The sequence below is a fragment of the Nocardia aurantia genome (assembly GCF_009604425.1).
GTDB classification, from domain to species: domain Bacteria; phylum Actinomycetota; class Actinomycetes; order Mycobacteriales; family Mycobacteriaceae; genus Nocardia; species Nocardia aurantia.
Window position 1 is genome coordinate 161,376 of the sequence record NZ_WEGI01000002.1, and the last position, 22,156, is coordinate 183,531.

24 protein-coding genes are annotated in these 22,156 nt (G+C 69.0%); 12 read left to right on the plus strand and 12 right to left on the minus strand.

Annotation, left to right across the window (positions count from 1 at the left end; genetic code table 11):
* Positions 1–229: 229 nt before the first annotated feature.
* Both NRB56_RS04125 and NRB56_RS04130 read left to right on the plus strand, forming a co-directional pair.
* Positions 230–2,338 (plus strand): AMP-binding protein, encoded by a 2,109-nt coding sequence (locus NRB56_RS04125; protein WP_153339169.1) that lies wholly within the window; start codon positions 230–232, stop codon positions 2,336–2,338.
* Positions 2,339–2,575: 237 nt separating this feature from the next.
* Entirely contained in the window at positions 2,576–3,796 is a 1,221-nt protein-coding gene (locus tag NRB56_RS04130; protein WP_227837169.1) for a PucR family transcriptional regulator, read from the plus strand.
* Between the two features lie 73 nt (positions 3,797–3,869).
* Here NRB56_RS04130 and NRB56_RS04135 read toward each other — a convergent pair whose 3' ends face one another.
* On the minus strand, positions 3,870–4,112 hold the full coding sequence (locus NRB56_RS04135; RefSeq protein ID WP_153339171.1) for a hypothetical protein: 243 nt from the start codon (positions 4,110–4,112) through the stop codon (positions 3,870–3,872).
* Positions 4,113–4,122: 10 nt separating this feature from the next.
* Positions 4,123–4,308 (minus strand): hypothetical protein, encoded by a 186-nt coding sequence (locus NRB56_RS04140; RefSeq protein WP_153339172.1) that lies wholly within the window; start codon positions 4,306–4,308, stop codon positions 4,123–4,125.
* Positions 4,309–4,475: 167 nt separating this feature from the next.
* Here NRB56_RS04140 and NRB56_RS04145 point away from each other — a divergent pair, with 167 nt between their 5' ends.
* From NRB56_RS04145 to NRB56_RS04155, 3 genes are all read left to right on the plus strand, one after another.
* Complete coding sequence (locus NRB56_RS04145; RefSeq protein ID WP_153339173.1) at positions 4,476–5,378, plus strand: Scr1 family TA system antitoxin-like transcriptional regulator; 903 nt, start codon at positions 4,476–4,478, stop codon at positions 5,376–5,378.
* A gap of 62 nt (positions 5,379–5,440) precedes the next feature.
* Positions 5,441–6,271, plus strand: a complete 831-nt coding sequence (locus NRB56_RS04150; RefSeq protein ID WP_227837171.1) for an SAM-dependent methyltransferase — start codon at positions 5,441–5,443, stop codon at positions 6,269–6,271.
* A 68-nt stretch (positions 6,272–6,339) separates the two neighbouring features.
* Positions 6,340–6,729, plus strand: coding sequence for a hypothetical protein (locus tag NRB56_RS04155; protein ID WP_153339174.1), 390 nt, complete (start codon positions 6,340–6,342; stop codon positions 6,727–6,729).
* 261 nt (positions 6,730–6,990) lie between these two features.
* Here NRB56_RS04155 and NRB56_RS04160 read toward each other — a convergent pair whose 3' ends face one another.
* From NRB56_RS04160 to NRB56_RS04170, 3 genes are all read right to left on the minus strand, one after another.
* Positions 6,991–7,452, minus strand: coding sequence for a GNAT family N-acetyltransferase (locus tag NRB56_RS04160; protein WP_153339175.1), 462 nt, complete (start codon positions 7,450–7,452; stop codon positions 6,991–6,993).
* Positions 7,453–7,714: 262 nt separating this feature from the next.
* Complete coding sequence (locus tag NRB56_RS04165) at positions 7,715–8,578, minus strand: alpha/beta fold hydrolase (RefSeq protein WP_153339176.1); 864 nt, start codon at positions 8,576–8,578, stop codon at positions 7,715–7,717.
* 72 nt (positions 8,579–8,650) lie between these two features.
* Positions 8,651–9,988 carry an amidohydrolase gene (locus NRB56_RS04170; protein WP_153339177.1) on the minus strand — a complete coding sequence of 446 codons (1,338 nt, stop codon included), beginning with the start codon at positions 9,986–9,988 and terminating at the stop codon, positions 8,651–8,653.
* 152 nt (positions 9,989–10,140) lie between these two features.
* On the opposite strand from NRB56_RS04170, the gene NRB56_RS04175 reads away from it, so the two are divergent.
* On the plus strand, positions 10,141–10,560 hold the full coding sequence (locus tag NRB56_RS04175) for a DUF1003 domain-containing protein (protein ID WP_153339178.1): 420 nt from the start codon (positions 10,141–10,143) through the stop codon (positions 10,558–10,560).
* Between the two features lie 4 nt (positions 10,561–10,564).
* Here the strand turns inward: NRB56_RS04175 and NRB56_RS04180 are convergent, their stop codons facing one another.
* Genes NRB56_RS04180 through NRB56_RS04190 form a run of 3 tightly spaced genes read right to left on the minus strand, consistent with a single transcriptional unit; the run spans position 10,565 to position 12,978 of the window.
* Entirely contained in the window at positions 10,565–10,759 is a 195-nt protein-coding gene (locus tag NRB56_RS04180; RefSeq protein ID WP_153339179.1) for a hypothetical protein, read from the minus strand.
* Positions 10,756–12,186: an amidase gene (locus NRB56_RS04185; RefSeq protein WP_153339180.1), complete on the minus strand. Its 1,431-nt coding sequence runs from the start codon at positions 12,184–12,186 to the stop codon at positions 10,756–10,758. The genes NRB56_RS04180 and NRB56_RS04185 overlap by 4 nt, the downstream gene beginning before the upstream one ends.
* Positions 12,187–12,243: 57 nt before the next feature.
* A complete protein-coding gene (locus tag NRB56_RS04190; RefSeq protein ID WP_153339181.1) occupies positions 12,244–12,978 on the minus strand; it encodes a GntR family transcriptional regulator in 735 nt (244 codons plus the stop codon).
* Between the two features lie 325 nt (positions 12,979–13,303).
* Here NRB56_RS04190 and NRB56_RS04195 point away from each other — a divergent pair, with 325 nt between their 5' ends.
* The gene (locus NRB56_RS04195) at positions 13,304–13,681 is read left to right on the plus strand and encodes a VOC family protein (RefSeq protein WP_153339182.1); all 378 of its coding nucleotides are present in this window, start codon (positions 13,304–13,306) and stop codon (positions 13,679–13,681) included.
* On the opposite strand, the gene NRB56_RS04200 is transcribed toward NRB56_RS04195, so the two are convergent.
* A complete protein-coding gene (locus NRB56_RS04200) occupies positions 13,663–14,376 on the minus strand; it encodes a helix-turn-helix domain-containing protein (protein ID WP_319942532.1) in 714 nt (237 codons plus the stop codon). The two genes, NRB56_RS04195 and NRB56_RS04200, sit on opposite strands and share 19 nt — an antisense overlap.
* 415 nt (positions 14,377–14,791) lie before the next feature.
* Between NRB56_RS04200 and NRB56_RS04205 the strand changes: the two genes are divergently transcribed.
* Entirely contained in the window at positions 14,792–15,112 is a 321-nt protein-coding gene (locus NRB56_RS04205) for a glycine zipper domain-containing protein (protein WP_153339183.1), read from the plus strand.
* A gap of 148 nt (positions 15,113–15,260) precedes the next feature.
* On the opposite strand, the gene NRB56_RS04210 is transcribed toward NRB56_RS04205, so the two are convergent.
* A complete protein-coding gene (locus NRB56_RS04210) occupies positions 15,261–15,464 on the minus strand; it encodes a hypothetical protein (protein ID WP_153339184.1) in 204 nt (67 codons plus the stop codon).
* 154 nt (positions 15,465–15,618) lie between these two features.
* Between NRB56_RS04210 and NRB56_RS04215 the strand changes: the two genes are divergently transcribed.
* From NRB56_RS04215 to NRB56_RS04230, 4 genes are read left to right on the plus strand one after another with little or no spacing between them, the layout of a single operon-like run.
* Positions 15,619–16,386 carry a pirin family protein gene (locus NRB56_RS04215; protein WP_153339185.1) on the plus strand — a complete coding sequence of 256 codons (768 nt, stop codon included), beginning with the start codon at positions 15,619–15,621 and terminating at the stop codon, positions 16,384–16,386.
* Between the two features lie 60 nt (positions 16,387–16,446).
* Positions 16,447–16,929: a VOC family protein gene (locus NRB56_RS04220; RefSeq protein WP_153339186.1), complete on the plus strand. Its 483-nt coding sequence runs from the start codon at positions 16,447–16,449 to the stop codon at positions 16,927–16,929.
* Positions 16,929–17,420: a carboxymuconolactone decarboxylase family protein gene (locus NRB56_RS04225; protein WP_153339187.1), complete on the plus strand. Its 492-nt coding sequence runs from the start codon at positions 16,929–16,931 to the stop codon at positions 17,418–17,420. The genes NRB56_RS04220 and NRB56_RS04225 overlap by 1 nt, the downstream gene beginning before the upstream one ends.
* An 11-nt stretch (positions 17,421–17,431) precedes the next feature.
* Entirely contained in the window at positions 17,432–17,749 is a 318-nt protein-coding gene (locus tag NRB56_RS04230; RefSeq protein WP_153339188.1) for a GNAT family N-acetyltransferase, read from the plus strand.
* A gap of 10 nt (positions 17,750–17,759) precedes the next feature.
* Here NRB56_RS04230 and NRB56_RS04235 read toward each other — a convergent pair whose 3' ends face one another.
* On the minus strand, positions 17,760–18,032 hold the full coding sequence (locus NRB56_RS04235) for a hypothetical protein (protein ID WP_153339189.1): 273 nt from the start codon (positions 18,030–18,032) through the stop codon (positions 17,760–17,762).
* Positions 18,013–22,149, minus strand: coding sequence for an FHA domain-containing protein (locus NRB56_RS04240; RefSeq protein WP_153339190.1), 4,137 nt, complete (start codon positions 22,147–22,149; stop codon positions 18,013–18,015). The genes NRB56_RS04235 and NRB56_RS04240 overlap by 20 nt, the downstream gene beginning before the upstream one ends.
* Between the last annotated feature and the right edge of the window lie 7 nt (positions 22,150–22,156).

The window sequence follows — 22,156 nt, forward strand, 5'->3', positions numbered from 1 at the left end:
ATCACAAGCGCCGGATCACCGGGCCAGGGAATTTTCACAACAAATTCCCATTTCGCTCCGAATCCGGTTACTCGCCGGTAGGCTTAATGCCCGACAATTAACAGATCGCCTCGACCTGCCTCGGGACGCGGCATCCGGACGCCTTCTTGACGAAAGGTGTCACCAGCAGTTACAAATATATTCCCACTGGTCCAGATCCTTCGGACCGGCCCGCGAGAAGTGTATTGATTTGGCTACCGATGTGATCGACGTGACCGTAGAATTACCCGTCACTCGCAATACCGTATGGGAACTGCTCACCGATGCGCAGACCTATTCACGTATTTTCACCGGCATCGGCGCATGCGATCGGCTCGAGACCATCGGCGGGAACCCGCTGTGGCAGGTCCGGATCGGCACCGGCGACGTAGGCATCAGCACATTTTCGGCAAACCTTGTTGTCGGTCTGCCGGGCCAGTTCTTCGAACTGCACCATCCGGTCACGGGCAGCCTCGCCGCGGTCCGCCTGCGCGACGGCGAATCCGCCCCGGACGGCCGGCGGCCCGGCACCCGGATCACCGTCACCCTGTTCGCCGCCGGCCGGGTGCATCCGGTGGCGGCGGCCGCGTCCAATGCCGACATCGCGGACTGGGCGGTGGCCGGACTGCGGCGGCTGTCCGACGTGGTGCTCGGCGCGCCGACGGCCGTGATCGTCAACGGCGAGGACACCCCGCTACGGCAGCGCGCCGAGGTGGCGCGCCGGATGGTCAGCACCGGTGTGCTGCGGGTCTCCGGCCCGATCCGCAGCGGCCGGCAGCTGAGCGGGCTGGCCCGCTGGGGATTCAACCTCGCCGGCGGTTACGCGGCCGGCGCGGGACTGACCCCGGACCGCACCGCGATCATCGACGACCACGGACAGCGCAGCTTCGGCGACGTCGACGACCGCAGCACCGCGCTGGCCGGGGCCCTCGCCGATCTCGGCCTCGGCTTCGGCGACGCCATCGGCCTGTTGTCGCGCAATCACGCCGGCATGGTCGAAACCATGGTCGCCGCAGGCAAACTCGGCGTGGACGTGATCCTGCTGAACGCCGGCCTGGCGGCCCGGCGGATCGAGGACATCGTGCAGCAGCATCGGCTGCGGCACCTGTTCGTCGACGGCGAGCTGGACGAACTGGTGCGATACCTGCACGCGGACATCGCGCGCTTCAGCACCGACGGCCGCTCGCCGGTACCGGGCCGGATCACCCTCGACGAACTGATCGCCGGCGGCCGCGGCGACTTCCGCCGCCCGGTGCGGCCGGGGCGGCTGGTGGTGCTGACCTCCGGCACCTCCGGCAGTCCCAAGGGCGCGCGCCGGCCGGAGCCCAAGGGCTTCGCGACCGTGGCGGCGCTGATGTCGCGAATCCCGTTCCGGATGAACGAGACCATGCTGATCCCCGCGCCGCTGTTCCACACCTGGGGGCTGGCGGCGCTGCAACTCAGCACCCCGCTGCGCGCGACGGTGGTGCTGCCGGGGCAGTTCGACGCCGAGGACACCCTGCGCCTGGTCGCCGAGCACGAGATCACCACGCTGGTGCTGGTGCCGACGATGGTGCAGCGCATCCTCGATCTGCCGATCTCGGTGCGGGCCCGGTACGACACCTCCAGCCTGCGGATCGCGGCCAGTTGCGGGGCGCCGCTGTCCGGCGCGGCCGTACTGCGCTTCATGGACACCTACGGCGACATCCTCTACAACGTGTACGGCTCCACCGAGGTGTCCTGGGCGACGGTCGCGACGCCGTCGGATCTGCGTACCGCGCCGCTGACCGCCGGTCGCCCGCCGCTGGGCACCCGGATCGCCGTCCTCGACTCCGCCCGCGCCACCCTGCCGATCGGGGCGACCGGCCGGATCTACGTCGGCAACCACATGTTGTTCGACGGCTACGTGAACTCGACCCCGCCGGAGGAGGCGGACGGGATGCTCGACACCGGCGATCTCGGCTACATCGACGCCGACGGCCGGCTGTACATCGCCGGCCGCGACGACGAGATGATCATCTCCGGTGGTGAGAACGTCTTCCCCCGTCCGGTGGAGGAGGCGCTGTCGTATCTGCCGCAGGTCACCGATGTCGCGGTGGTCGGCGTGCCGGATCGCGAATTCGGCCAGCGGCTGGCCGCTTTCGTGGTCAAGCGGGACGGTTTCGGGCTCGACCCGGACATGATCCGCACCTATGTCCGGCATCGGCTGGGCCGCTTCTCGGTCCCCCGCGATGTCACCTTCCTGTCGTCGCTGCCGCGCGGCGAGACCGGCAAGGTGCTCAAACGGCTGCTGGTCGGCGTCCCGTCGACCGACACCGTGCTCAACGAATCGGCTCTGTGACAACGGAAGTCGAGCCGGCCGGGACGACGTGAGCGGCCCGGCCGGGGGTGTTGTGATCGATCACCAACGGCACCCCGTAAGTTTTCGCGAAGTATCACTATTCGAGACGAAGTCACCCCCGAGGATCTCGAAAACGTTACGTTGAATCGGCAGTGCCGTAACGGGGGCGGAAGGAAGTCGTCACCGATGTCTGTACACACTCCAGACCGACCGGGCCTCACCGTCTCCGGTCGTCCGATGTCCTCGCCGCTGAAAGACGTCTGGGCGCTGTCGCGGCAGATGGTCGGCCATTTCGTCGAGAACGTCGCGCCGTGCGGAACCCTGCCGGGCGACGCGATCTACGGCGACGTCACCACGATCACCCGGATCTGCCTCGAGCTCGCGATCAGCATGCTCGACGGCAACGACATCCAGGAGAAGACCGATCGGCTGAAAGACGCTGCGGCGCAATGGGCCCGCGAGGGCGTGCCGATCGACACGATCCACCACGCCATCCACGAGGGCTTCAAGATCGGCTTCGATCTGGTGGTCGCGGCCGCCGGCAACAAGCACCGCGCGGTGGACAACGGCGACAGCGAAGCCCAGCTCACCGTTCCGCTGACCGACTACCAGAGCCTGGTCGAGGGCGCGAAGATGGTGGTCGAGCTGCTCGACACCATGACCACCGCGGTGTCGATGGCGTACGTGAAGGAACTGCGGGCGGTGGTGTCCGAACACCACACCGCGGTGCACACGCTCACCAGCGCGCTGCTCGGCGGACATCCCACCTCCACCATGGCGCGCGAGTGCGGCATCGAGATCGCCGACCGCTATCGCGTTCTGGCCCTGTCGATTCCGCAGCATCCGGAGGAATCCAATCCGATGCTGGACGCGAAGGTGGTGGCCCGCCGCAAGTTGCGCCGGGTGCAGGCGGAGATCGCGACCCGCTGCGGGGAGACCGCGCTGTCGCTGCTGTCGGTCGACGGCGGCACGCTGCTGATCCCGGCCGACGGCTGCGACGACACCGAACTCGACGAGCTGATCGGACGGCTGGCGCGCGCGGCGCGCGTGCCGATCACCGCCACGGTGGTCACGACCGCCGCCGAGGCGGTGCCCACCGCCGCCGATCAGGCCCATCAACTACTGGACATGGTGGCCCGGCTGCATTCGGTGCCGGCGCTGTACCGATTCGACGATCTGGCCTTGGAGTACCAGCTGACCCGGCCCGGCCCCGGCCGGGAATACCTCGGCTCGCTGCTGGATCCGCTGGACGAGCACCCGGAACTGCTGGACACCCTGCAGACCCACATCGCGCACAATCTCAACCGGCAGCGCACCGCCCGGCTGCTGCACGTGCACACCAACACCGTGGACTACCGGCTCAAGCGCATCGGCCAGCTGACCGGGTTCGACCCGACCCAGGCCAGCGGATTGTGGTATCTGCGTTCGGCATTGGTCGCGCGGACCTATCGCGGCTGAGCGGAATCCGTGGCCCCGGGAGACCGTGGCCGCGGGCACGCGACCGGCGGCGCCGGCCGGGGACCGGGTGGCGTCAGTACAGGCGGCCCGAATCCGGCCGCACCCGGCCGGACTCCACGAGCACCCGGAACGCCGCCTCCTTGCGCGGGCAGTCGTCGCGACTGCAACCGCGGTGGCGCTGCATGGTCCGATGCGCCTCGTTGACCGACAGTTCGTGTTCGGGGGCGGTGTGCGCGCCGGCCGGCTTCAGGCTCACCCACAGCGCGGACGCGCACAGCACCAACAAGCCGCCGAAAACCACGAGAACCATTTGCATGCCGGGCATCTCAGTCGTCGTCCAGCCCGGCCGAGAGATAGGCCACCGCCGCCAGCCAGCGCCCGCATCCGGGCGAGTGCTCCACACCGAGGATGCTGCGGGCATCCGGTTCGGTCAGGTAGCCGGCGACCTCACCACACGCCCACCGGTCACCGGAACGGCAAGCTGCCCAAGGGATTTGCGTGGTCGTCGTCATGGGCTGCCGCCTTCGCACGGAAGCGTATCACGGCGTGATCATGATCAGCCGGATACCGAAACTATGATAGTGTGAACATGATAGATCCTAGCGTGATTATCACGTTTGCGTAAGAGGTTGGGACGAAAGGGATTCCAGCAACTGCGTCGCACCGATACCCTGTTCGCATGAGTACGCGATTGCGGACGGCGCGAAAGCTGTTGCTGGGGCGCGAGATCGAACACATGATCACAACGGCGGGCGTCAGCCAGACCGAGGCTGCCAAGTACATCGAGACCAGCCAGAGTCGCATCGCCATGCTCGTGAACGGTGCGAGCTCGATCACGGTCGGCGACCTGGAGCGACTGGCCGCCAAGCTCGGCTTCGCCGATCCGGGATACCTCGACGCGCTGCGAGAGTTGCGGCGCGACAACCACAAACGTGGTTTCTGGAACACCGGGTACCGGCGCGCCTATCACGAGGATCTGCGGCTGCTGGTCGATCTGGAAGCACATGCGGGGCGGCTGCGCGTCGCCGAGGCGGAGATCATGCCCGGACTCGTCCAGTGCGAGTCCTACATCCGGGCGCTGCACGAGCCGGACCGCTACCTGCCGACCGACGGCGACGCGATCAGCATCGACGATTCGGTGGAGGCGCGACTGGCCCGGCAGGCCATCCTGCTCGACTCCGATCCGCCCGCCTTCCATGCGGTGCTGTCGGAATCCTGTCTGCGCCGCGAGTACGGCGGGCGCGGGGTCATGGTCGAACAGCTGGAACACCTCGCCGACCTGTCGCGGCGGCCCAACATCCTGATCCAGGTGCTGCCGTTCACCGCCGCCACCCGCGGCGCGGGCATGGAGGACCGCTTCACGCTGGTGCGGGTGCCGTCGCCCGGAGCGGCCGGCGATCTGGACATCGCGGTGGTGGAGAGTCAGGGCGACATCCGCTACATCGATGACAAGTCGGCCGTCGCGGCCCGGGAGACGGTGTGGACCCGATTATCCGCCGCGGCGCTCGGGGCCGAGGACTCCCGGGAGTTCATGGACCACGTCGCACGATCGTTCCGCCGCAAGACGTTCAGCAAGCCCTGAACCGGGGCATACATAGCTGGGCATATCCACAGAGGGCACAACTACACAAAGGAGCAACGGGCATGGGTGACAACGAGTTCGAGTCACAGCCCCGGGAGATAGACGCCAGCCGGCCCTCGTCGGCCCGGCTCTATCACTACTACCTGTCGGGCGAGGCGGTCTTCGAGATCGACAAGATCTTCGCCGAGCGCATCTTCGAGATCGCGCCGTACGCCGACCTCTTCGCGCACAACAACCGCAGCTTCCTCCAGCGGGCCGTGAAATACATGGTGGGACAAGGCATCCAGCAGTTCCTCGACATCGGTTCCGGCCTGCCGACGGTCGGCAACACCCACGAGGTGGCGCGTTCGGTGCTGCCCGGGGCCCGGGTGGTCTACGTCGACAACGACCTGGAGGCGGTCAACCGCTCCCACGAACTGCTCAACGCCCAGGGCGCGCTCGACACCACCGCGATCCTCGACGCGGACCTGCGCCGGCCGGAGGCGATCCTCGATCATCCGACCACGCGGCGGCTGCTCGACTGGGATCAGCCGATCGGGCTGCTGCTCTGCAGCGTGTGGCCGTTCGTGCCGGACGAGTTCCAGCCCCGCAAGGTGATGGCCACCCTGCGGGACCGCTTGCCGTCCGGTAGCTATGTCGCCATGACCCACGCCACCACCGATGGTCTCGACCAGGAGACGATCGACCGGGGCGACGAGGTCACCGACGTGTACGCGAAGACCTCCGACCCGCTCACCTACCGCAGCCGCGCCGAGTTCGGTGCCCTGTTCGACGGTTTCGAATTCGTCGAACCGGGAATCGTTTATGCACCGGAGTGGCATCCGGACGGTCCTGTCGACACCGAAGACGCCTCCTTCGACTCCAATCTCGCAGCTGTCGGCCGCAAACCGTAACCGCGCGAGCTCCCCATTCGTCCGGCCGACAGTGCGCCGGAGTTTTTTACACCGTAGAAAGGATCAGTATGACGCTACTACCTGCCTTCACGGCGGGCGAGTTCCACAAGGCCGTGGCCAGCTCGCCCAATCAGAACTGTGTGCGGGTCGCCCGCAAACAGGGCTGGACGGCGGTCTGGGACGACAAGCTCGCCACCGCGGGAACCACGGCTGCCACCGTGTTGCCCGCGGACGAATTGTTGTTGCTGACCGACGCGGAGTTCGACTCCTACCAGTCGGGTGTGCGTTCCGGGAGCACCGATCACCACGCGTTGACGGTGACCCCACGCGATGACGGCGCGTATGTGTTCCGCGCCGCCACCGCGCAGCCCGTGGCCGAGGTCCAACTCGTTTTCGATGCCGACGAACTCGACGCGTTCCTCGACGGGGTGCGCAACGGCGAATTCGACCTCGCCTGACCATCCGATCGATCAGGTCGCGACCGCGAACGGTCGAGGCATCAGTGTGCTCCCGCTACCCTGCGGGCTCACACATCGACCCGCGCCCGCTGCCACGAGCGCGGGTCGGTGTCCTCGCCATTGTCGGTCCGCCGAATCCCCCTGCGCGCCAACCACTGTACCCAGGCGCCGCTCGATTGCGGCGGAATCTCGTGCAACTCACGGCATCCGGCGCGCATCTTCGCACTTCCCACAGTCGGTCTCGTGGCCGGTAGCGACGGATCAACCGCGCAATCGGCAGGCCAGCACGTCCCGCGGCTCCCCCGGCCCGAAGTAGCGCTCGTCGTGGCTGACGAATTCGAATCCCTTCTGCTTGAACAGGTTGTAGGCCGTGAGATTGTCCGGCGCCACCGTCAGGCACACCGTGTCGGAACCCGACGCCTCGAATCGCCGCAGGGTGCGATCGAGCAGCGCGCGCCCGTAACCTCGGCTCTGGAACACGCAGGCGACACCGAAACTGAGCAGCCACACCTGGCGTCCCCGGACCTGCCCGATCGTGTAGCCCACCACCGCGCCGTCCAGATCGGCCACCATGAAGCTCGCCGGGTCCACCGCGAACAGCTGCCGCAGGTGCTGGTACTGATACGGCTGCTCGAAGACCTCGGCCTCGATGGCGGCGATGCCGTCGAGGTCGTGCAGTGTGGCCTGGCGGTACGCCGGCTCCGGCACCGCAGCGATCTCCATGTCCGCCTCCCCTGACCCCGGAGCTCCGACCGGCCGACGTCCGCCCGGGCCGTTCCCCCAGCCGGAATGTCGAGTGTAAGCGGTTGTCTCGCTTGCGGTATGCGGTTCCGCGCGCGGGCCGACCCCGGCCTGCGGACCGGCACGGAACCGGCGGCCGGATGTACCCGCACCGTTGTGAGCGGTCACAGTTGACTCCGAAAATGCTGTGCCCCTAGGTTACTGCGCACAGCCCGGTCGGAAAGCCCTTCCGCTGGGCCAATTTTCAGCAATCCACTCGCTCGGCCCACTCCAGCAACGCCGGGGCCAGCAGGGGCCAGCGGACGAACAGCCCGCCGGTGCGGGCCCGCTCGGCCTGGCGCTCGTGCCATTCCCGGTCTCCCCACGGGGGTTCGGCGAGCCGCGCGGCCGGCAACAGTTCGGCGATGGCCTCGGAGGTGGCGCGGGTGTGGTGGGCGTCGCTGGCTCCGCTGCGGAACACCAACGCGGGCACCGTGATACCGCCGACCACCTCGTCGGGCAGACCGGGGACGGTCCGGTCCGGTTGCGGGCAGTAGGCCAGCATCCACCGCTCCATGGTGGCGATGAAGGCGTCGCGGTCCTGGCCGAGGATGCGGTCCCGGTTGCCCGGATTGCGTTCGATCGACTCGGCCCAGTCGGGCAGGGCGGCGACCGCGGCCATGCCGTCGGCCCAGGCGGCGCGGATGTTCGGGGCGCAGTACACGTTGCCCAGCACGAGCTGTCCCATCACCCCGCCGCTGATCCACCACAGTGCCAGCGCGCGGGCCACCTCGGGGTGCCGGGCGGCGGTCAGCAGGGCGATGCGCGAGCCCGCCGAACCGCCGGCGAGGATCGCGGGCGCCAGGTCCAGGTGGGTGAGCAGGGCCGCGAGCGTGTCGGCGTGCAGGCTCGACTCGCTGTCGCCCTCGAAGCACACATCGGATTCGCCGCAGTTGGGCCGGTCCCAGATGAGCACCCGGTTGCCCGCGGCCGCCAGCTGCTCGGCCAGTTCCCGCAGGCCGGGCGTCTCCTTCGGGAACCGGCCGCCCGGGGTCAGCACCCAGGGCCGGTCACCGTCCCCGATGAGTTCGTAACCGATCCGTAGCCCGTTGACAGTCGCCGTCGCCATGGCGTCCAGTATTCGACAGCCGCGATTTGTAAACAAGTCTTCACTTACATCGCGGGTATGTGCCACATTGCGCTAGGTCCCGAGCAGCCCGCCGCGGAAGTACTCGCTGTCGGCCAGCGAATCGTGCAGCCGGACGAATTCCTCCCGGCCGAGCTTCGGCCCGCTGCGCTCGATGACCGAGCGGGCGGCGGCCGCGCCGTCGGCGAGCAGGTCGACGACGGTGCACGCCATCACCTTCGCCGGGACCACGGCGGCCGCCACCGGATCGGCGGTGTAGTAGGCGTTGCCGTGGAACGGGGTCGCGCACCCCGAGGCGGCCAGCGGATGTACCACCGGCATCACCGCGCCGAGATCGCCCATATCGGTGGAGCCGCCGGTGAGGTCGGGGATGCGCCCGACCGCGTCGGCGCCGAGCAGTTCGGTCGCGTTCACGGCGGTCACCTCCGCGAAGGGTTCGTCGTCGCGGAAGGGCAGATACGCGACGGCCGTGGTGATCTCGACATCCGCGCCCATCGCCAGCGCGCCGCCGCGCAGCGCGCGATCCACCCGCTCGGAGGCGTCGCGCATGGCCTCGACGGTGCGGGCCCGGATCATCATCTCCAGCTCGGTACGTGCCGGGATCGCCGAGACCGAATCGCCGGAATGCGTGATCAGATGATGGACCCGGACCGCGTCGGCGTCCGTGAAGAACTCCCGGTGCGCGTCGATCGCGGCGATGGCGACCGTCGCGGCCTTGTACGCGCTGATCCCGGCCCACGGCATGCCGCCGGCGTGCGCCGCCCGGCCGTGGAAGCGGACCCGCTTGACCAGAGAACCGTTGCCGCGCATGCCGAAGGCGATCGGGGGCGTGTCCACGCCGGTGTGGGTGAGCATCGCCAGATCGACGTCGTCGAAGTGGCCGGCCCGGATCAGTTCGGCCTTGCCCGTGGTCTGGTGGATCTCGCCGTTGTCGCGCAACGACATTCGCCACCCCACCTCGACGCACTCCTCGGCCGGGACGGCGAACAGCACCACGTCACCGGCGAGTTCGCCGATGACCGTGCGCAGGCCGAGGCCCGCGCCGATCATCGAGGCGATCTGCGCGTTGTGCCCGCAGGCGTGCGCGGCCCCGGTGACCGGATCGGCGTACGGGTGGTCCGGGATGAGCAGGCTGTCCAGCTCACCGAGGATCGCGACGGTCGGCCCCGGCGCGCCGCCGCGCAGCCGGGCCTTGACACCGGTGCGGGCCAGGCCGGTCTGCGGGGACAGGCCCATCGCGGTGAACCGGTCGGCGACGATCGCGGCCGTGCGGGTCTCCCGATAGCCGGTCTCCGGATGGCGCATGATGTCGTCGGAGAGCGCGACGATCTCGGCGGCGTGCCGCTCGATCTCGGCGCAGACCCGGGCCTTCAACTCCGATGCGGTGCTCATCCGGTCTCCTCGGCTCGTTCGGCGGTCCGCACCCATGCTCGCACGCGTGGGCCCCGACGCCCCGGCAGGGCAGATCGACCGGCGGCGGCGCCGCCACGCGGTTAGGATCCGGCGCGACCTCGGCACCGGCCGACCGTGAGGAGAGACCGAGCATGACCACGCCCCCGCCACCGAAACGAGATCAGCACCCCGCGGTGGTCAAGCTGCGCGACCGCCGCGCGGCCAGCCTGCAACTGCGGGTCGCGGACTGGATCACCAAATTCGCCGGCTCCATGATGTTCGTGTACATCCACGCCGCGGGCTTCGCCGTCTGGATGCTGTTCGCCGAGAAGAACCCCTGGCCCACACTGACTCTCGTGGTGTCGCTGGAGGCGATCTTCCTGTCCACCTTCGTCATGATCGGCCAGAACCGGCAGGCGGAATTCCAGCAGTTGAAGGCCGATCACGACTTCCGGGAACAAGAATTGGAGCTCAAGACCAACACCGAGCTGACGCGGGCGATCCATCGGATGACCGCCGAACTGCATCGGCGGCTGCTCGACGAACCGGAGCGTCCGGACGGCGACCGCTGACCGGTCAGTCCGCCCAGTCGACGATGCGCGCCGCGGCCCGGAAGTGCAGCGCCGGGCTCGCGTATCGTGCCTCCGGCACCGCGTACAGCGCGTCGACCCCGGCCCGCTGGAATTCGAAACCCGCCGCGTAGGCGGCGATCTCGGCCTCCGAGGCAGGCAGGGCGGACAGCTCCAGGAGGGTCTTGACGGTTTCACTCATGCCGGTACTCCTGCCACGACGGTTTCGGGGGTGCGCAGGTGCCAGGTGGTGGCCTGCTGGAAGACGTCGGCCACGCGCAGGATCTCCGCCTCGGCGAAGGCCCGGCCGGCCAGTTGCAGCGACAGCGGCAGCCCGGCGCCGGTGAACCCCATCGGCACGGCCAGCACCGGATTGCCCAGGGTGTCCCAGTACGGGGTGTGGATGAGGCTGAACAGGGTGCCGATGTCGGGTGCGCCGTCCGGGCCGGTGATCGACTCGAAGGTCGGCGCGCCGGTGGAGGCGGTGGGGCAGACCAGCACATCGACGGTGTCGAACAGCCGGCCGATCGCGTCCTGGGCGACCCGCCGGACCCGTTGCGCCTGTACGTAATCGGCGCCGGAAACCTGCGCGCCGATCGCCAGCATGGCCCGGGTGGCCAGGAAGTAGTCGTCCCAGCGGGCGGAGAGGTCGGTGCGGTGATAGGCCAGCGCCTCGCAGCCCATGGTGATCATGTCCACGGTGATCATCTCCTGCCGGTACGGCAGCGTCACCTCGGTGACGGTCGCACCGGCCGCGGCCAGGACCGCGACGGCCGCCTCGAACACCGAATCCACCGACGGGTCACCGATTTCGGGGAAGTGCCCCTCCCGCACCACGCCGATGCGGACGCCCGAGAGGTCGCCGATCCAGTCCGGGACGGTGAACGGGGCGTCCACGCAGTCCGGATCGCTGGGGTGCGGACCGGCGATCGCCGCGAGCACCGCGGCGCAGTCGCGCGCGCTGCGGGCCAGCGGGCCGATGTGGTCGAGACTGTAACCCAATGGCACACAACCGGATTTGGGTACCCGGCCGAAGGTCGGCATCAGCCCGCTGACCCCGCAGAACGCGGCCGGGATGCGGATACTGCCCGCGGTGTCGGTGCCGAGCCCGGCCAGGAACATGCCCGACGCGACGCCGATGCCCGCGCCGGAGCTCGACCCGCCCGGCCAGGTGGCCGGATCCCATGGATTGCGCGGCACCGGAAAGGGTTTCGTGACATCCGGCATGCCCACCGCGAATTCCATCGTGGTCGACTTGCCGGTGATCACCGCGCCGGCCGCCTTCAGCCGGGTCACCACCGGGGCGTCCTTGCCGGCGCCCCACGCCGGATCGAGGATCAGGCTCTGGGCCGTCGTCGGGCCCTCGGCCATCGCGATGATGTCCTTGACCCCGAACGGGATTCCGTGCAACGGGCCGCGGTCGTGACCGGCGGCGAGTTCGGCGTCGGCCGTCGCGGCGCGTTCCAGGGCGTAGTCGTCGAAGCGCGCCAGATAGGCGCCGAGCGCGCCGTCGAGCCGGTCGGCCGCGCCGACGGCGGCCCGGGTGAGCTCCACCGAGGTCACCGTGCCGGCCCGCAGCGCCGCCGCGGCATCGGTGAGAGTCACCGGTAGAGAGGGTGTTTCGGACATGACCGGACCTTTCTGCGCGGCGGGCGCCGCGCGGGACGAATACCGGGAGGGACGCGGTTACGACAGCGTCGGGCTGGTACCGCGGGAGACGAAACGGAAGCGTTCGCCGCGGGTGTGGATGAAGGCGAGGTCGAAGGGCCTGCCGTCGAGGTCGTAGATGAGCTGTTCCAGCGCCATCAGCGGGGTACCCTCGCGGATGCCCAGCACCGCGGCCAGCGTGGCGTCCGCGGGCTCGCAGTCGAAGACGAACTCCGAGTCCGACAGCGCCACACCGGAATCGGCGAGCAGCCGGTACCAGTCCGAGACGAACGGAGTGTCCCGCAGCTTGTCCGCCTCCGGGAACAGCACGTAGTTGGTGGCGATCGCGATCGGCTCGTCCTGATGCAGCGCAACGTATTCCAGGCGCAGGCACGGTGTGCCGGGGGCGATCCGCAGTCGCCGCGCGACGGTGTCCGGGGCGGGCAGCACCGAGCGGTCCAGCTCGCGCGGCCGCATCCGCTGGTTGAACAGGCTGTCGTGGGCCGGCGTGATCACGCCGTGCGCCTCGGGCAACGAGGTCTCGACCGGCGCGACGACGGCGTGGGTGCCGACGCCCTGGGTGCGCTCGATCAGCCCCTCGGTGCGCAGCAGCGCGAGGGCGGCGCGCACCGTGGCGCGGGAAGCGCCGTGGGCCGCCATCAGCGTGGCCTCGCTCGGCAACAGGCCGCGCGGGTAACTGCCACCGCGAACGGCGGCGCGCAGGATATCGCGCAACCGCCGCACGTCGTGGCCCCCGTGCCCGGCCGTCCTCATGGTCCCGGACGGTAGGCAGCGGCCGTTGCGGGCGGGTCTCCCCGCCGTGACCGCGGTGTTACGGGCGGGCGTGATCGGCATTCCCATCCTGGTCGATCCCTTCGCCCTCGTGCTGCCGGTGCTGTGGAATCGACGGTTCCAGCGGTCTGTTTCCGGCCGGTATCGGATTTCGGTGCGCCCGGTTACGCCGCCTCCGGCATCGGCGTCGAGACCCGGACCTGCGGATTCATCCGGACCGCCGGTGGTTGCGCCGGAATTCCGGGCGCTGCGCCGGTGTCCGATTCGTTCAAGACGGCCCGGGCCCGCCCGATCTACGGTGATCGGCATGACAGCACAACTCGATGTGATCGGCCTGGTCGTGGCCGACCTGGACGCGTCGGTGGACTTCTACACCCGGCTGGGGCTGCGGTTCGGCGAGGATCCGGGGCACCGCGAGGCCGAGTTGCCCGGCGGGTTCCGGTTCACCCTCGACACCGAGGCCACCATCCGCTCCTTCCATCCGGCCTGGCGCGGCGGGGCCGGCCGGATGAATCTGGCCTTCCGCTGCCCCGATCCCGCCGCGGTCGACAGCTGGTACGCGGAGTTGACCGCCGCCGGATATCACGGCGAACTGACGCCGTTCGACGCGTTCTGGGGTCAGCGCTACGCGACCGTGCACGATCCGGACGGCAACGGCGTCGACCTCTACGCGCCGCTGTCCTGACCGAGCAACTCCCGCAAGGGCCGGCCGGTCAGCGCCCGCACCTCCCGCGCGAGATGGGGCTGATCGGCGTATCCGGCCCGGAACGCGCACTCCGCGAACGGGATTCCGCGGTCGGCCAGCGCCAGCACGCGCTGCAGGCGCAGCACCCGGGCCAGCGTCTTCGGCCCGTATCCGAAGGCCGCCAGCGATAGCCGATGCAGCCGGCGCGCGCCCAATCCGGCGGCGTCGGCGGTCGCCGCGACCGAGGCGCCGCCGCGCAACGACCGCACGATGCGCTCCGGCACCGGATCCACCGGACCGGCGTCCGCCGTCAGCCACCGCCCGATCTCGGCCAGCCCGCGCAACGGATCACCCTCCGCGGCAACGAGTCCCACCGCGCGACGCACCCGATCGGCCGGCCACAGTTCGGACAGCGCGACCCGGCTGTCCAGCAGTTCCCCCGGCGGCGCCCCGAGCAGCGCCGGGGCCGTGCCCGGCGCGAACCTGATCCCGCGCACCGCCGCACCGGCCGGCGCCGCGACTCGATATCCGCGGGTGTCCGGCCCCGCCACCACCAGCCGCTCCCCCAGCCACAGCAGATCCATGCACCCGTCCGGCAGCACCAGCGCCGCCCCGGACACCCGCCGCCGCCACACCAGCGCCCCGGGCACCCCGCGCACGGGATGCTCGCGGTAGGGAATCGGCTCGGGCCCCACACCGCGACGCTACCGCACCCGGCCGGCCATCGGCCCGCAAATCCCGGCACGGCGGCCGCACCCGAACCGACCGGCGTCCCCGCCGATCCGCGCCACGCCGCGATCCTGCCGCCGCCCGGTCCACGCTCGACGGGTTCCGCACCCGCGCAGAGACTTTCGGCGGCCGCTGGCCATTGTGCGCCATCACGACCGAAACTGTTGACGCACTGTGAATTTCGTGTGCGAATACCCGCAATCGCCCCGCCCCGGCCATCGACGAGCGGATTTCCGACATGTCAACGTGATTCACCTCACATCCCGATCGGATTCGGTTGACAGACCTTCCGGCACCTGGATCTACTCCGGTACACCGTTTTTCGACGGCGGTGTTCGATTCGAGTTTTGCCGGAAGAACGTTCGGAAGACAAGGAAGACAATGGCTCGTAAATCTTTGGCCACCACGACCGCTCGCATCCTGACCGCGGGCGCCCTGCCGCTGGCCGCGGCCGCCCTCTTCGCGGGTTCCGCGAACGCCGCCGCCACCGCGGACACCGTCTCCGGCGGCATCCCGCTGGAGGTCGCCACCAACCCCGACGCCCAGTACCCGGACCCGGTGCTCAACGGCGCCGTCACCGGCGCGGCCATCGGCTCCGCCACCGGCTCCTTCACCGACCCGGTGCCGACCGTCCTCGGCGCGCTCATCGGCGGCATCGTCGGCGCGGTCGACCCGGTCGTCGTCCCCCAGGTCCTGCCCTGATCCACCGCCCGGCGGCCGGCACGACGCCGCCGCCCACCCGGCGGTGAGCCGGGGTGCCATCGAGGCGGAGCGATACCGATGGCACCCCACACCCCGGACGGCTTCCGGCCCGCTGCCCGATCGCCGCCACCCTCCGGATGGCGGACGTTCACGCCTCGCGCAGGCGGTCGAGCAGGCCGCGATGATTCCCCACCGTCTCGCGGGCAAGGTCGAGCACCTGCATTGGCGGCCGGTGAAACCCACTTTTCTCCAGCGCGGCGACCACGATCGCGTCCTCTGACCGGTTCTCCGGCCGCGCAGCCTCGTCGCACCGGCTGCCCAGCTCCCCCGATCGGCGCGCGGCAAAAGCCATGATGACCCCCTCGGCACAAGTGATACCGACGACGGCACCGATAGCAACCCGCGAGCCGGCGGAATAGTTCCCGCCGCACCCCTGTTGGTGGACATGGAAACCAAATCATCCGGACCGTCGAAGCGGCCCGGATCACCGACAGCGAGGACGGCACATGACCACCATCGGCGCGACCCCCACCATCGACGTCCGCCGCGCGGCGGACAGGTTCAGGTCGGAGTTCGGCTGGCTGGACTCCAAGCACTCCTTCTCCTTCGGTCATCACCAGGACCCGGCCAACACCCATCACGGGCTGCTGCTGGTCAACAACGACGACATCGTCGATCCCGGGACCGGGTTCGAGACGCATCCGCATCGCGATATGGAGATCGTCACCTGGGTGCTGGAAGGTTCTCTCGTGCACCAGGATTCGACCGGGAACAACGGGGTGATCTACCCGGGACTGGCGCAGCGGATGAGTGCCGGGCGCGGCATCATGCACTCGGAGAAGAACGACTCCTGGCGGCTCGGCGGTGACGTGCACCGCGACCCGGTGCACTTCGTGCAGATGTGGGTGGTGCCCGACGAGGCCGGGATCACGCCGGGGTACGAGCAGCTGGAGATCGACGCCGAGCTGCTGTCCGGCGGGCTGGTCACGGTCGCGTCGGGGATGCCCGAGCACGCCGACCACGCCGCGATCCGCATCCGCAACTCGTACGCGGCCCTGCACGCGGCACGCCTGGCGCCCGGACAGTCCGTGACGCTGCCGGACGCGCCGTTCCTGCACCTGTTCGTGCCGCGCGGCGCGGTGACGCTGGAGGGCAGCGGGCCGCTGGCCACCGGCGACGCGGTGCGGTTCACCGCCACCGGCGGGCAACGGGTCACCGCGACCGAGCCCGCCGAGATCCTGGTGTGGGAAATGCACGCCACGGTCCAGCTCTGACCGGTCCGTTCATCGGCACCGGCCATGATGGACGGTATCCGCACCCGAGAAAAGGCAGAGATGTCCGATACACCGACCGACCGGCAACGGCTGCGCGAGACCTACCTGCGGCCCGCGGCCGAGCGCGGCGCGTCCACCGCGCGCGGCCTGCACCACACCGCGCTGATCAGCGGTGACGTGGAACGAACCATCCGGTTCTATCAGGATCTGCTGGGCTTCCCGCTGACCGAACTGATCGAGAACCGGGACTACGTCGGGTCGTCGCACTTCTTCTTCGACATCGGCAACGGCAACCTGCTCGCCTTCTTCGACTTCCCGGGCCTGGACCTCGGCCCCTACGGCGAGGTGCTGGGCGGCCTGCACCACATGGCGATCTCGGTGGAGCCCGCGCAGTGGGAGGCGGCGGTGCGCCGGCTCGACGCGGCCGGCGTCGCCTACGAGCGGCACAGCGGGGTCTCGGTCTACTTCCGCGACCCCGACGGCGCCCGGATCGAGCTGATCGCCGACCCGCTCGGCGAGATGTACGGGCAGCGGGTGCTGTGATGAGCGAGACGGTCACGACCACCCCCGCCCGGACCTACATCGACAAGCAGCATCCGGCCGCGTACCATGCCCAGCTCGAGGTGGCCGAGGCCGTGCGGCAGGCCACCGAGGCCGCCGGTCTCGACCGCCGCCTGGTCGAGTTGCTGAACATCCGTGTCTCCCAACTCAATCGGTGTGCGTTCTGCCTGGACCTGCACACCCGCGAGGCGCTGCGGCACGGCGAGACCGCACAGCGCCTCGCGACCCTGCCCGCCTGGCGCGACACCCTGCTGTTCGACGACCGGGAGCGCGCCGCGCTGACCCTCGCCGAATCGCTGACCGTGCTGCCCGACGACCACACCCAGGACCGGGACTACGCCGAGGCCGCCGCACAGCTCACCCCCGAACAACTGTCGGCGGTCGGCTGGGTGGTGATCGCGATGAACGCGTTCAACCGGATCTCGATCGTCAGCCGCCACCCGGTCCGGCCCCGTCACCCCGACACCCCGTGAAGGAGCATCCGATGAGCACCGACATCCACGACAATCCCGGCGCGAACCGCTACGAGATCACCGACGACGGCGCCCCCGCCGGCTTCGCCGAGTACGAATTGTCCGGCGACACCATAGATTTCACGCACACCGAGATCGACTCCGCGTTCGGCGGCCGCGGCCTCGCGAAACAACTCGTCGCCGCGGCACTGTCCGACGCCCGCCGCCGCCACCTGGCCGTCCTCCCGCACTGCACCTATGTCCGCAAGGTGATCGCCGAACACCCGGGCGAATACCTCGACCTGGTCCCCGCCGCCGCCCGCGCCGAATTCGGCCTGCCCGCCGAGTAGACCGCGCGAACTACTCCTTGGTGAACTCGTCGGGATCCAGGCCGCTGTCCTGCAGGATGGCGGCCAGGGTCGCGGCGTCGACGGGGCGTTCCGGTTCTTCGGTCGAGATCGGGTTCTCCCGTGCCGCGGGGAGCATCTCGTCGTATTCCGGATCGCCGGGACGGAATTCCTCGTAACCGCTGTAGTAGACGCCGTCCTCGGTACGACCGCGCAGGTGCAGCAGGACGGTCACGCCGTCCTCGGCGAGCATGGGGGGACTGGTGTCATCCGAATACGCTGTCAAAATAATCCTTCATCGAGGCGGCGAGGCGGGCATCGCCGAGGGTGAATTTCTTCAGCTCCTTCGTGCCTCCGTGCATCCAGGCGGTGAACGCCTCCGCGAACGCTTCGCTGGGCATCTTGTAGTAAGAGTTCCAGCCGGGTCTGTGCGGTAGTTTCTGCATCATATCGTTGTGGATCGCCATCCATTCCGGTCCGTCGCTGAGCCATCGGCCACCGGTACCGTGGGCCGCGTCGGCGGCGTGCCCGAATTCGTGCCACACCACATTGGAGCTGCCACCGGAACCACCGGAGTTGATGAGGATCCGGCGGGGACCGCCCAGGTATACGCCCCGGACCGTATTCCAGCTCGTGCCGGGCTTTCGGCCGTACGGTGTCGAGCCCCGCAAGCTGTCGCTACCCGGAAGATCCAGCATCTGCCGGTTACCGATGACGATACCGCCGCCGGGGACCGCGTTCATGTGTTCGCTGACCCTGGCGTAGACGCGGGCGGGGATGCGGGCAAGCTGCTCCACCATGCCGGCGGTCTGAGGAGTCCGGTCCATCACGTTCAGAAACAGGCCGCCGTCGACCGGCGGATAGGACACGGTGAATTCGAACGCATCCGGATCGGAGAACACGACGTGATCGCCCGGTTTCAAGATCACTTTGGTGTCCGGCGGGATCCGAATCCCGTTGACGAATGTGTGGTAGGACGATCCCTCGTCGCGTATCCAGATTCTGCCGGACGAGTAGGCGCCCATGCTGGCATGTTTGCGGGACAGCTCACCGATCCGCGGCAGATCTTGCGGCAGAACCGAATCGGGCGCGCCCCGGCCGAACAGCACGGGTTCGCCGCCGGGTACCAGATCCAGGGCCAGATCGCCGTGGCGCCCGTTGAGTTTCACCCCGATCGACTCTCGGACGACCGTGCGGCCACCCTCGCCGTCGAACAACGCGGCACCGGCCCAGTCACCGAATCGGATCCGATCCCCGGGCTGCAACTTCACCGGCGTATCCGGATCGACCCGGACGTTGTTGACCCAGGTACCGCCCTCCGACGGTTCGGCCCGGAGCATGACGTCACCGAAAACGTCGCGATAGACCGTGGCGTGGTGCGGTAGCACCGAATCGTGGCCGGCGAGCCGGTCGGCGAGCAGCGAGCCCGGCGTGCGGCCGATCCGCATTTCCTCTCCGGGACGCAACACGAGAGGCGTGGCGTGCTCGTCGTCGGTCAGGCGCACAACCAGTGGATCCGCACCAGCCACACGCAATTCGGCGTCGTTTCTGCCGAAGGTGAGTCGGTCCTCGGGATTCAGATAGCGCTTCTCTCCCGGAGTCAGGAGTTCGTCGCCGACCTTGACCTCGTAGGAGAGCAACTGCGGATCCTGGCTCCGGATCCACATCCGGCCGTCGAGATCTCGACCCAGGATGATCTCGTCTCCTGGATTCGGTATGACCACGGGCTTGCCGTTCACGTACTGCAGGTTGATCGGGCCGGCGTCGCCGTGCAGGCTCCGGAGGTCGATCGTGTGTTCGTCTCCCGGCTCCAACCGGATCGACCCGTTGAACGAATCGAGGAAGCGGATTTCCGCGGCCGGGACATGGGCGTCGGCACCGAGATGGGCGGTGCCGCGGAAGTCGGGGCCGAATCCGACATTGTCCCCTTCGGTGATGCTGACCCGCTGCCCCGTCTCGATCCGGTCCCCGTTGACCCAGACACCGTCGGATGAACGATCCGCGCGAACCCACAACCGGCCGTCGTGGTCGAGACCGACGACGGCATGTCGCGGAGCCACTCCGCGGACTCCTCCCAACTGCTCCGCCAACGGACTTCTCGGATCGGTGCCGACGTGGACCCACTGTCCCGGCTCCAGCCGGGCCGACAGCGCGACGCCGTCCGCACCGCGGATCAGGAACCGGACCGGATTCGCGTCCCGCGACGCTCCGGGCGGAAGGAATTCCGCCTCGCCGGAATAACCTCCGAGACGCACCGAGTCGCCGGGCTCCAGATAGCGCGGTTGCCCGGTGACCAGTTTCTCGCCGTTGACCCGGGTGCCGTTCTTGGAACCGACGTCCTTGATCCATACCCGGCCGAGGTCGTCCATACCCAGCACGGCGTGCTTCGCGGAGATCATGGATCGCCCGGACGCGTCCGGGTGGACCATGGCCCGGCCGATCGGAATCTCCTGGTTCCGATAGATTTTCAGGTTCGGACCCTCGTCGCCGAACAGGCGTACCTCGGTCATCTGCCGCTGGAAATGCAGACCGACTTCCAGATGGCGGCTCAGTCGCAGATCCTGACCGTCGTACACGCGAACCCAGCCGCCGGCGACGAGTTGCTTTCCGTCGACGAAGGTTCCGTTCATCGAATTCTCGTCGCGGACGAACACGTGGCCGGCGTCGTCCACCTTGATGACCGCGTGCCGATTGGAGACGTATTCGGTGGCGACGCCGTGCAGCACGGCGCCGGGTCCGCGGCCGAGGACGTACTCGCGACCGGGAATGAGTCGCAACGGCAATCGGGCGCCGTCGGGAGTGGTCAGTACCAATTCGACGTGACCGCCGTCCGGATGCCGATAGTTCATCGTCATCCCGGGCGCATCGGGCGCCGGCCGCGGCGTATGCGGATCCTCCTCCGGCGGAACGACTTCCGGTTCCTCACGCGGCAACGGCCGGGTCGGCGGTCCATCGCGGAGGGATTCATCGAAGGCGGAACGATCCACGACTCGCTCCGGCTCGACCGGCAGCGCGTCCGGCGGTGCATCGGTCTCGGGCCGTGGTTGTCGCGGTTGCGCGTTCCCCGGTGTCTCCTCTGCCGGAGCAGCGTCGGCCGGTCGCGGTCCGGCCGAACGGCCGGTCCCCCCGGGCGGCCCGTCCTCGCCGGCGAGGGCCGGGCGGTCACGTACCGGACCGGCCGAGACATCCCGCCGCGCACCGGTGCGAGGATCCTCCGAATTCCTTGGGGACGAACCATTTTCGGCGAGGGTATGAGCGGGCGGGGGTGGCGGGCCGTCCGCCCGACGGGCGGCGACGACGTCGACGGAGTGGTCGGCCATCGCGTCCAGCCGATGCAGCACCACGTCGTGCCAGTCCGTACGGCCGGCGGCGACGAAGGCCGGCCGCAGATCCTCGACCCGGGCCCGCACCTCCTGGACTTCGGCCGACGTGAGCGAATGGTCCCTCCACACGACACTGCCGTCCGGTGCGCGCTCCAGAAAGTGCTCCGCGAACGGACTCATCCTCCTGTCCGCGTACTCGGAATTGTGGAAGGCGAGACTGTTGTCGATCGCCCACACATCCGCGTCGGGAGCCACCATCCAGTTCTCGCTGTTGCGATCCAGTGGTCGCACCAGCGCATCGAGAACTCCCAGCCGCACCCCGGCGGGCGTGTTCAGGAATCGTTCGTGCGGAGACCAATCCCGGGGATAGGCGGCGACCGCGGTCTCACCGGGCGCCACTTCCATGTAGACGTCGCGGCCGACGACATGCACCGCGGGCACGTTGGCGCCGGCCGCGTCGCCGACGAGTGAGGTGAGGTATTCGGCGTGCGCGTGTTGCGGATCCGCGACCACCTTGTGAATCACCGCGGTGCCGTCCGGGAACACCAGCCGCTCCACCAGACGGGCCGAATCGCCCGGCGTCCTGGGTTGTTTGATCACCTCGATCTCGGGCACCGCGCCGGATCGCAGCAACGCGTCGATCTTCGTGCCGAAAGCACGCTGCCGGGCGGCCACATCCGTGTCGAATCCGTCGCGCATCGCGGCCCGGCCCGCTTGGTGGACCCGCAGCGAACTGAACGCCGCCCCGACGAAACCTCCGCCGAAACCGGTGACGACCGCCGCACGAACCTGCCGGTACACATCCCCGAGGCTGTGGATGTCGCCGTGATGAATGATCAGGGAGGGCACGACACCTGCCACACCGCCCGTGACACCGCCGGCGCCACCGATGACCACCGTGCCGCCGACATGGGTCACGAGCCGGCCCAGGACGGTGGTCGCCCGCCCCGACAGGCGTTCGATGACGACCGGCGCCAGGCGACGGCCCACTTCGGCGCCCGCGACACCACCCACCGTGCCGGCCACCAGCATTTCGCCGAACGAACCCCAGTCGAAGTCCTTCCGGATACCGTCGGCCATATCCCAG

What these genes read in the sequence shown, in the direction of transcription:
- NRB56_RS04130 (WP_227837169.1), top strand. Translation starts at nt 2,576, where the DNA reads ATGTCCTCGCCGCTGAAAGACGTCTGGGCGCTGTCGCGGCAGATGGTC.
- NRB56_RS04135 (WP_153339171.1), bottom strand. Translation starts at nt 4,112, where the DNA reads ATGCAAATGGTTCTCGTGGTTTTCGGCGGCTTGTTGGTGCTGTGCGCG.
- NRB56_RS04140 (WP_153339172.1), bottom strand. Translation starts at nt 4,308, where the DNA reads ATGACGACGACCACGCAAATCCCTTGGGCAGCTTGCCGTTCCGGTGAC.
- NRB56_RS04145 (WP_153339173.1), top strand. Translation starts at nt 4,476, where the DNA reads ATGAGTACGCGATTGCGGACGGCGCGAAAGCTGTTGCTGGGGCGCGAG.
- NRB56_RS04150 (WP_227837171.1), top strand. Translation starts at nt 5,441, where the DNA reads ATGGGTGACAACGAGTTCGAGTCACAGCCCCGGGAGATAGACGCCAGC.
- NRB56_RS04155 (WP_153339174.1), top strand. Translation starts at nt 6,340, where the DNA reads ATGACGCTACTACCTGCCTTCACGGCGGGCGAGTTCCACAAGGCCGTG.
- NRB56_RS04160 (WP_153339175.1), bottom strand. Translation starts at nt 7,452, where the DNA reads ATGGAGATCGCTGCGGTGCCGGAGCCGGCGTACCGCCAGGCCACACTG.
- NRB56_RS04165 (WP_153339176.1), bottom strand. Translation starts at nt 8,578, where the DNA reads ATGGCGACGGCGACTGTCAACGGGCTACGGATCGGTTACGAACTCATC.
- NRB56_RS04170 (WP_153339177.1), bottom strand. Translation starts at nt 9,988, where the DNA reads ATGAGCACCGCATCGGAGTTGAAGGCCCGGGTCTGCGCCGAGATCGAG.
- NRB56_RS04175 (WP_153339178.1), top strand. Translation starts at nt 10,141, where the DNA reads ATGACCACGCCCCCGCCACCGAAACGAGATCAGCACCCCGCGGTGGTC.
- NRB56_RS04180 (WP_153339179.1), bottom strand. Translation starts at nt 10,759, where the DNA reads ATGAGTGAAACCGTCAAGACCCTCCTGGAGCTGTCCGCCCTGCCTGCC.
- NRB56_RS04185 (WP_153339180.1), bottom strand. Translation starts at nt 12,186, where the DNA reads ATGTCCGAAACACCCTCTCTACCGGTGACTCTCACCGATGCCGCGGCG.
- NRB56_RS04190 (WP_153339181.1), bottom strand. Translation starts at nt 12,978, where the DNA reads ATGAGGACGGCCGGGCACGGGGGCCACGACGTGCGGCGGTTGCGCGAT.
- NRB56_RS04195 (WP_153339182.1), top strand. Translation starts at nt 13,304, where the DNA reads ATGACAGCACAACTCGATGTGATCGGCCTGGTCGTGGCCGACCTGGAC.
- NRB56_RS04205 (WP_153339183.1), top strand. Translation starts at nt 14,792, where the DNA reads ATGGCTCGTAAATCTTTGGCCACCACGACCGCTCGCATCCTGACCGCG.
- NRB56_RS04210 (WP_153339184.1), bottom strand. Translation starts at nt 15,464, where the DNA reads ATGGCTTTTGCCGCGCGCCGATCGGGGGAGCTGGGCAGCCGGTGCGAC.
- NRB56_RS04215 (WP_153339185.1), top strand. Translation starts at nt 15,619, where the DNA reads ATGACCACCATCGGCGCGACCCCCACCATCGACGTCCGCCGCGCGGCG.
- NRB56_RS04220 (WP_153339186.1), top strand. Translation starts at nt 16,447, where the DNA reads ATGTCCGATACACCGACCGACCGGCAACGGCTGCGCGAGACCTACCTG.
- NRB56_RS04225 (WP_153339187.1), top strand. Translation starts at nt 16,929, where the DNA reads ATGAGCGAGACGGTCACGACCACCCCCGCCCGGACCTACATCGACAAG.
- NRB56_RS04230 (WP_153339188.1), top strand. Translation starts at nt 17,432, where the DNA reads ATGAGCACCGACATCCACGACAATCCCGGCGCGAACCGCTACGAGATC.
- NRB56_RS04240 (WP_153339190.1), bottom strand. Translation starts at nt 22,149, where the DNA reads ATGGCCGACGGTATCCGGAAGGACTTCGACTGGGGTTCGTTCGGCGAA.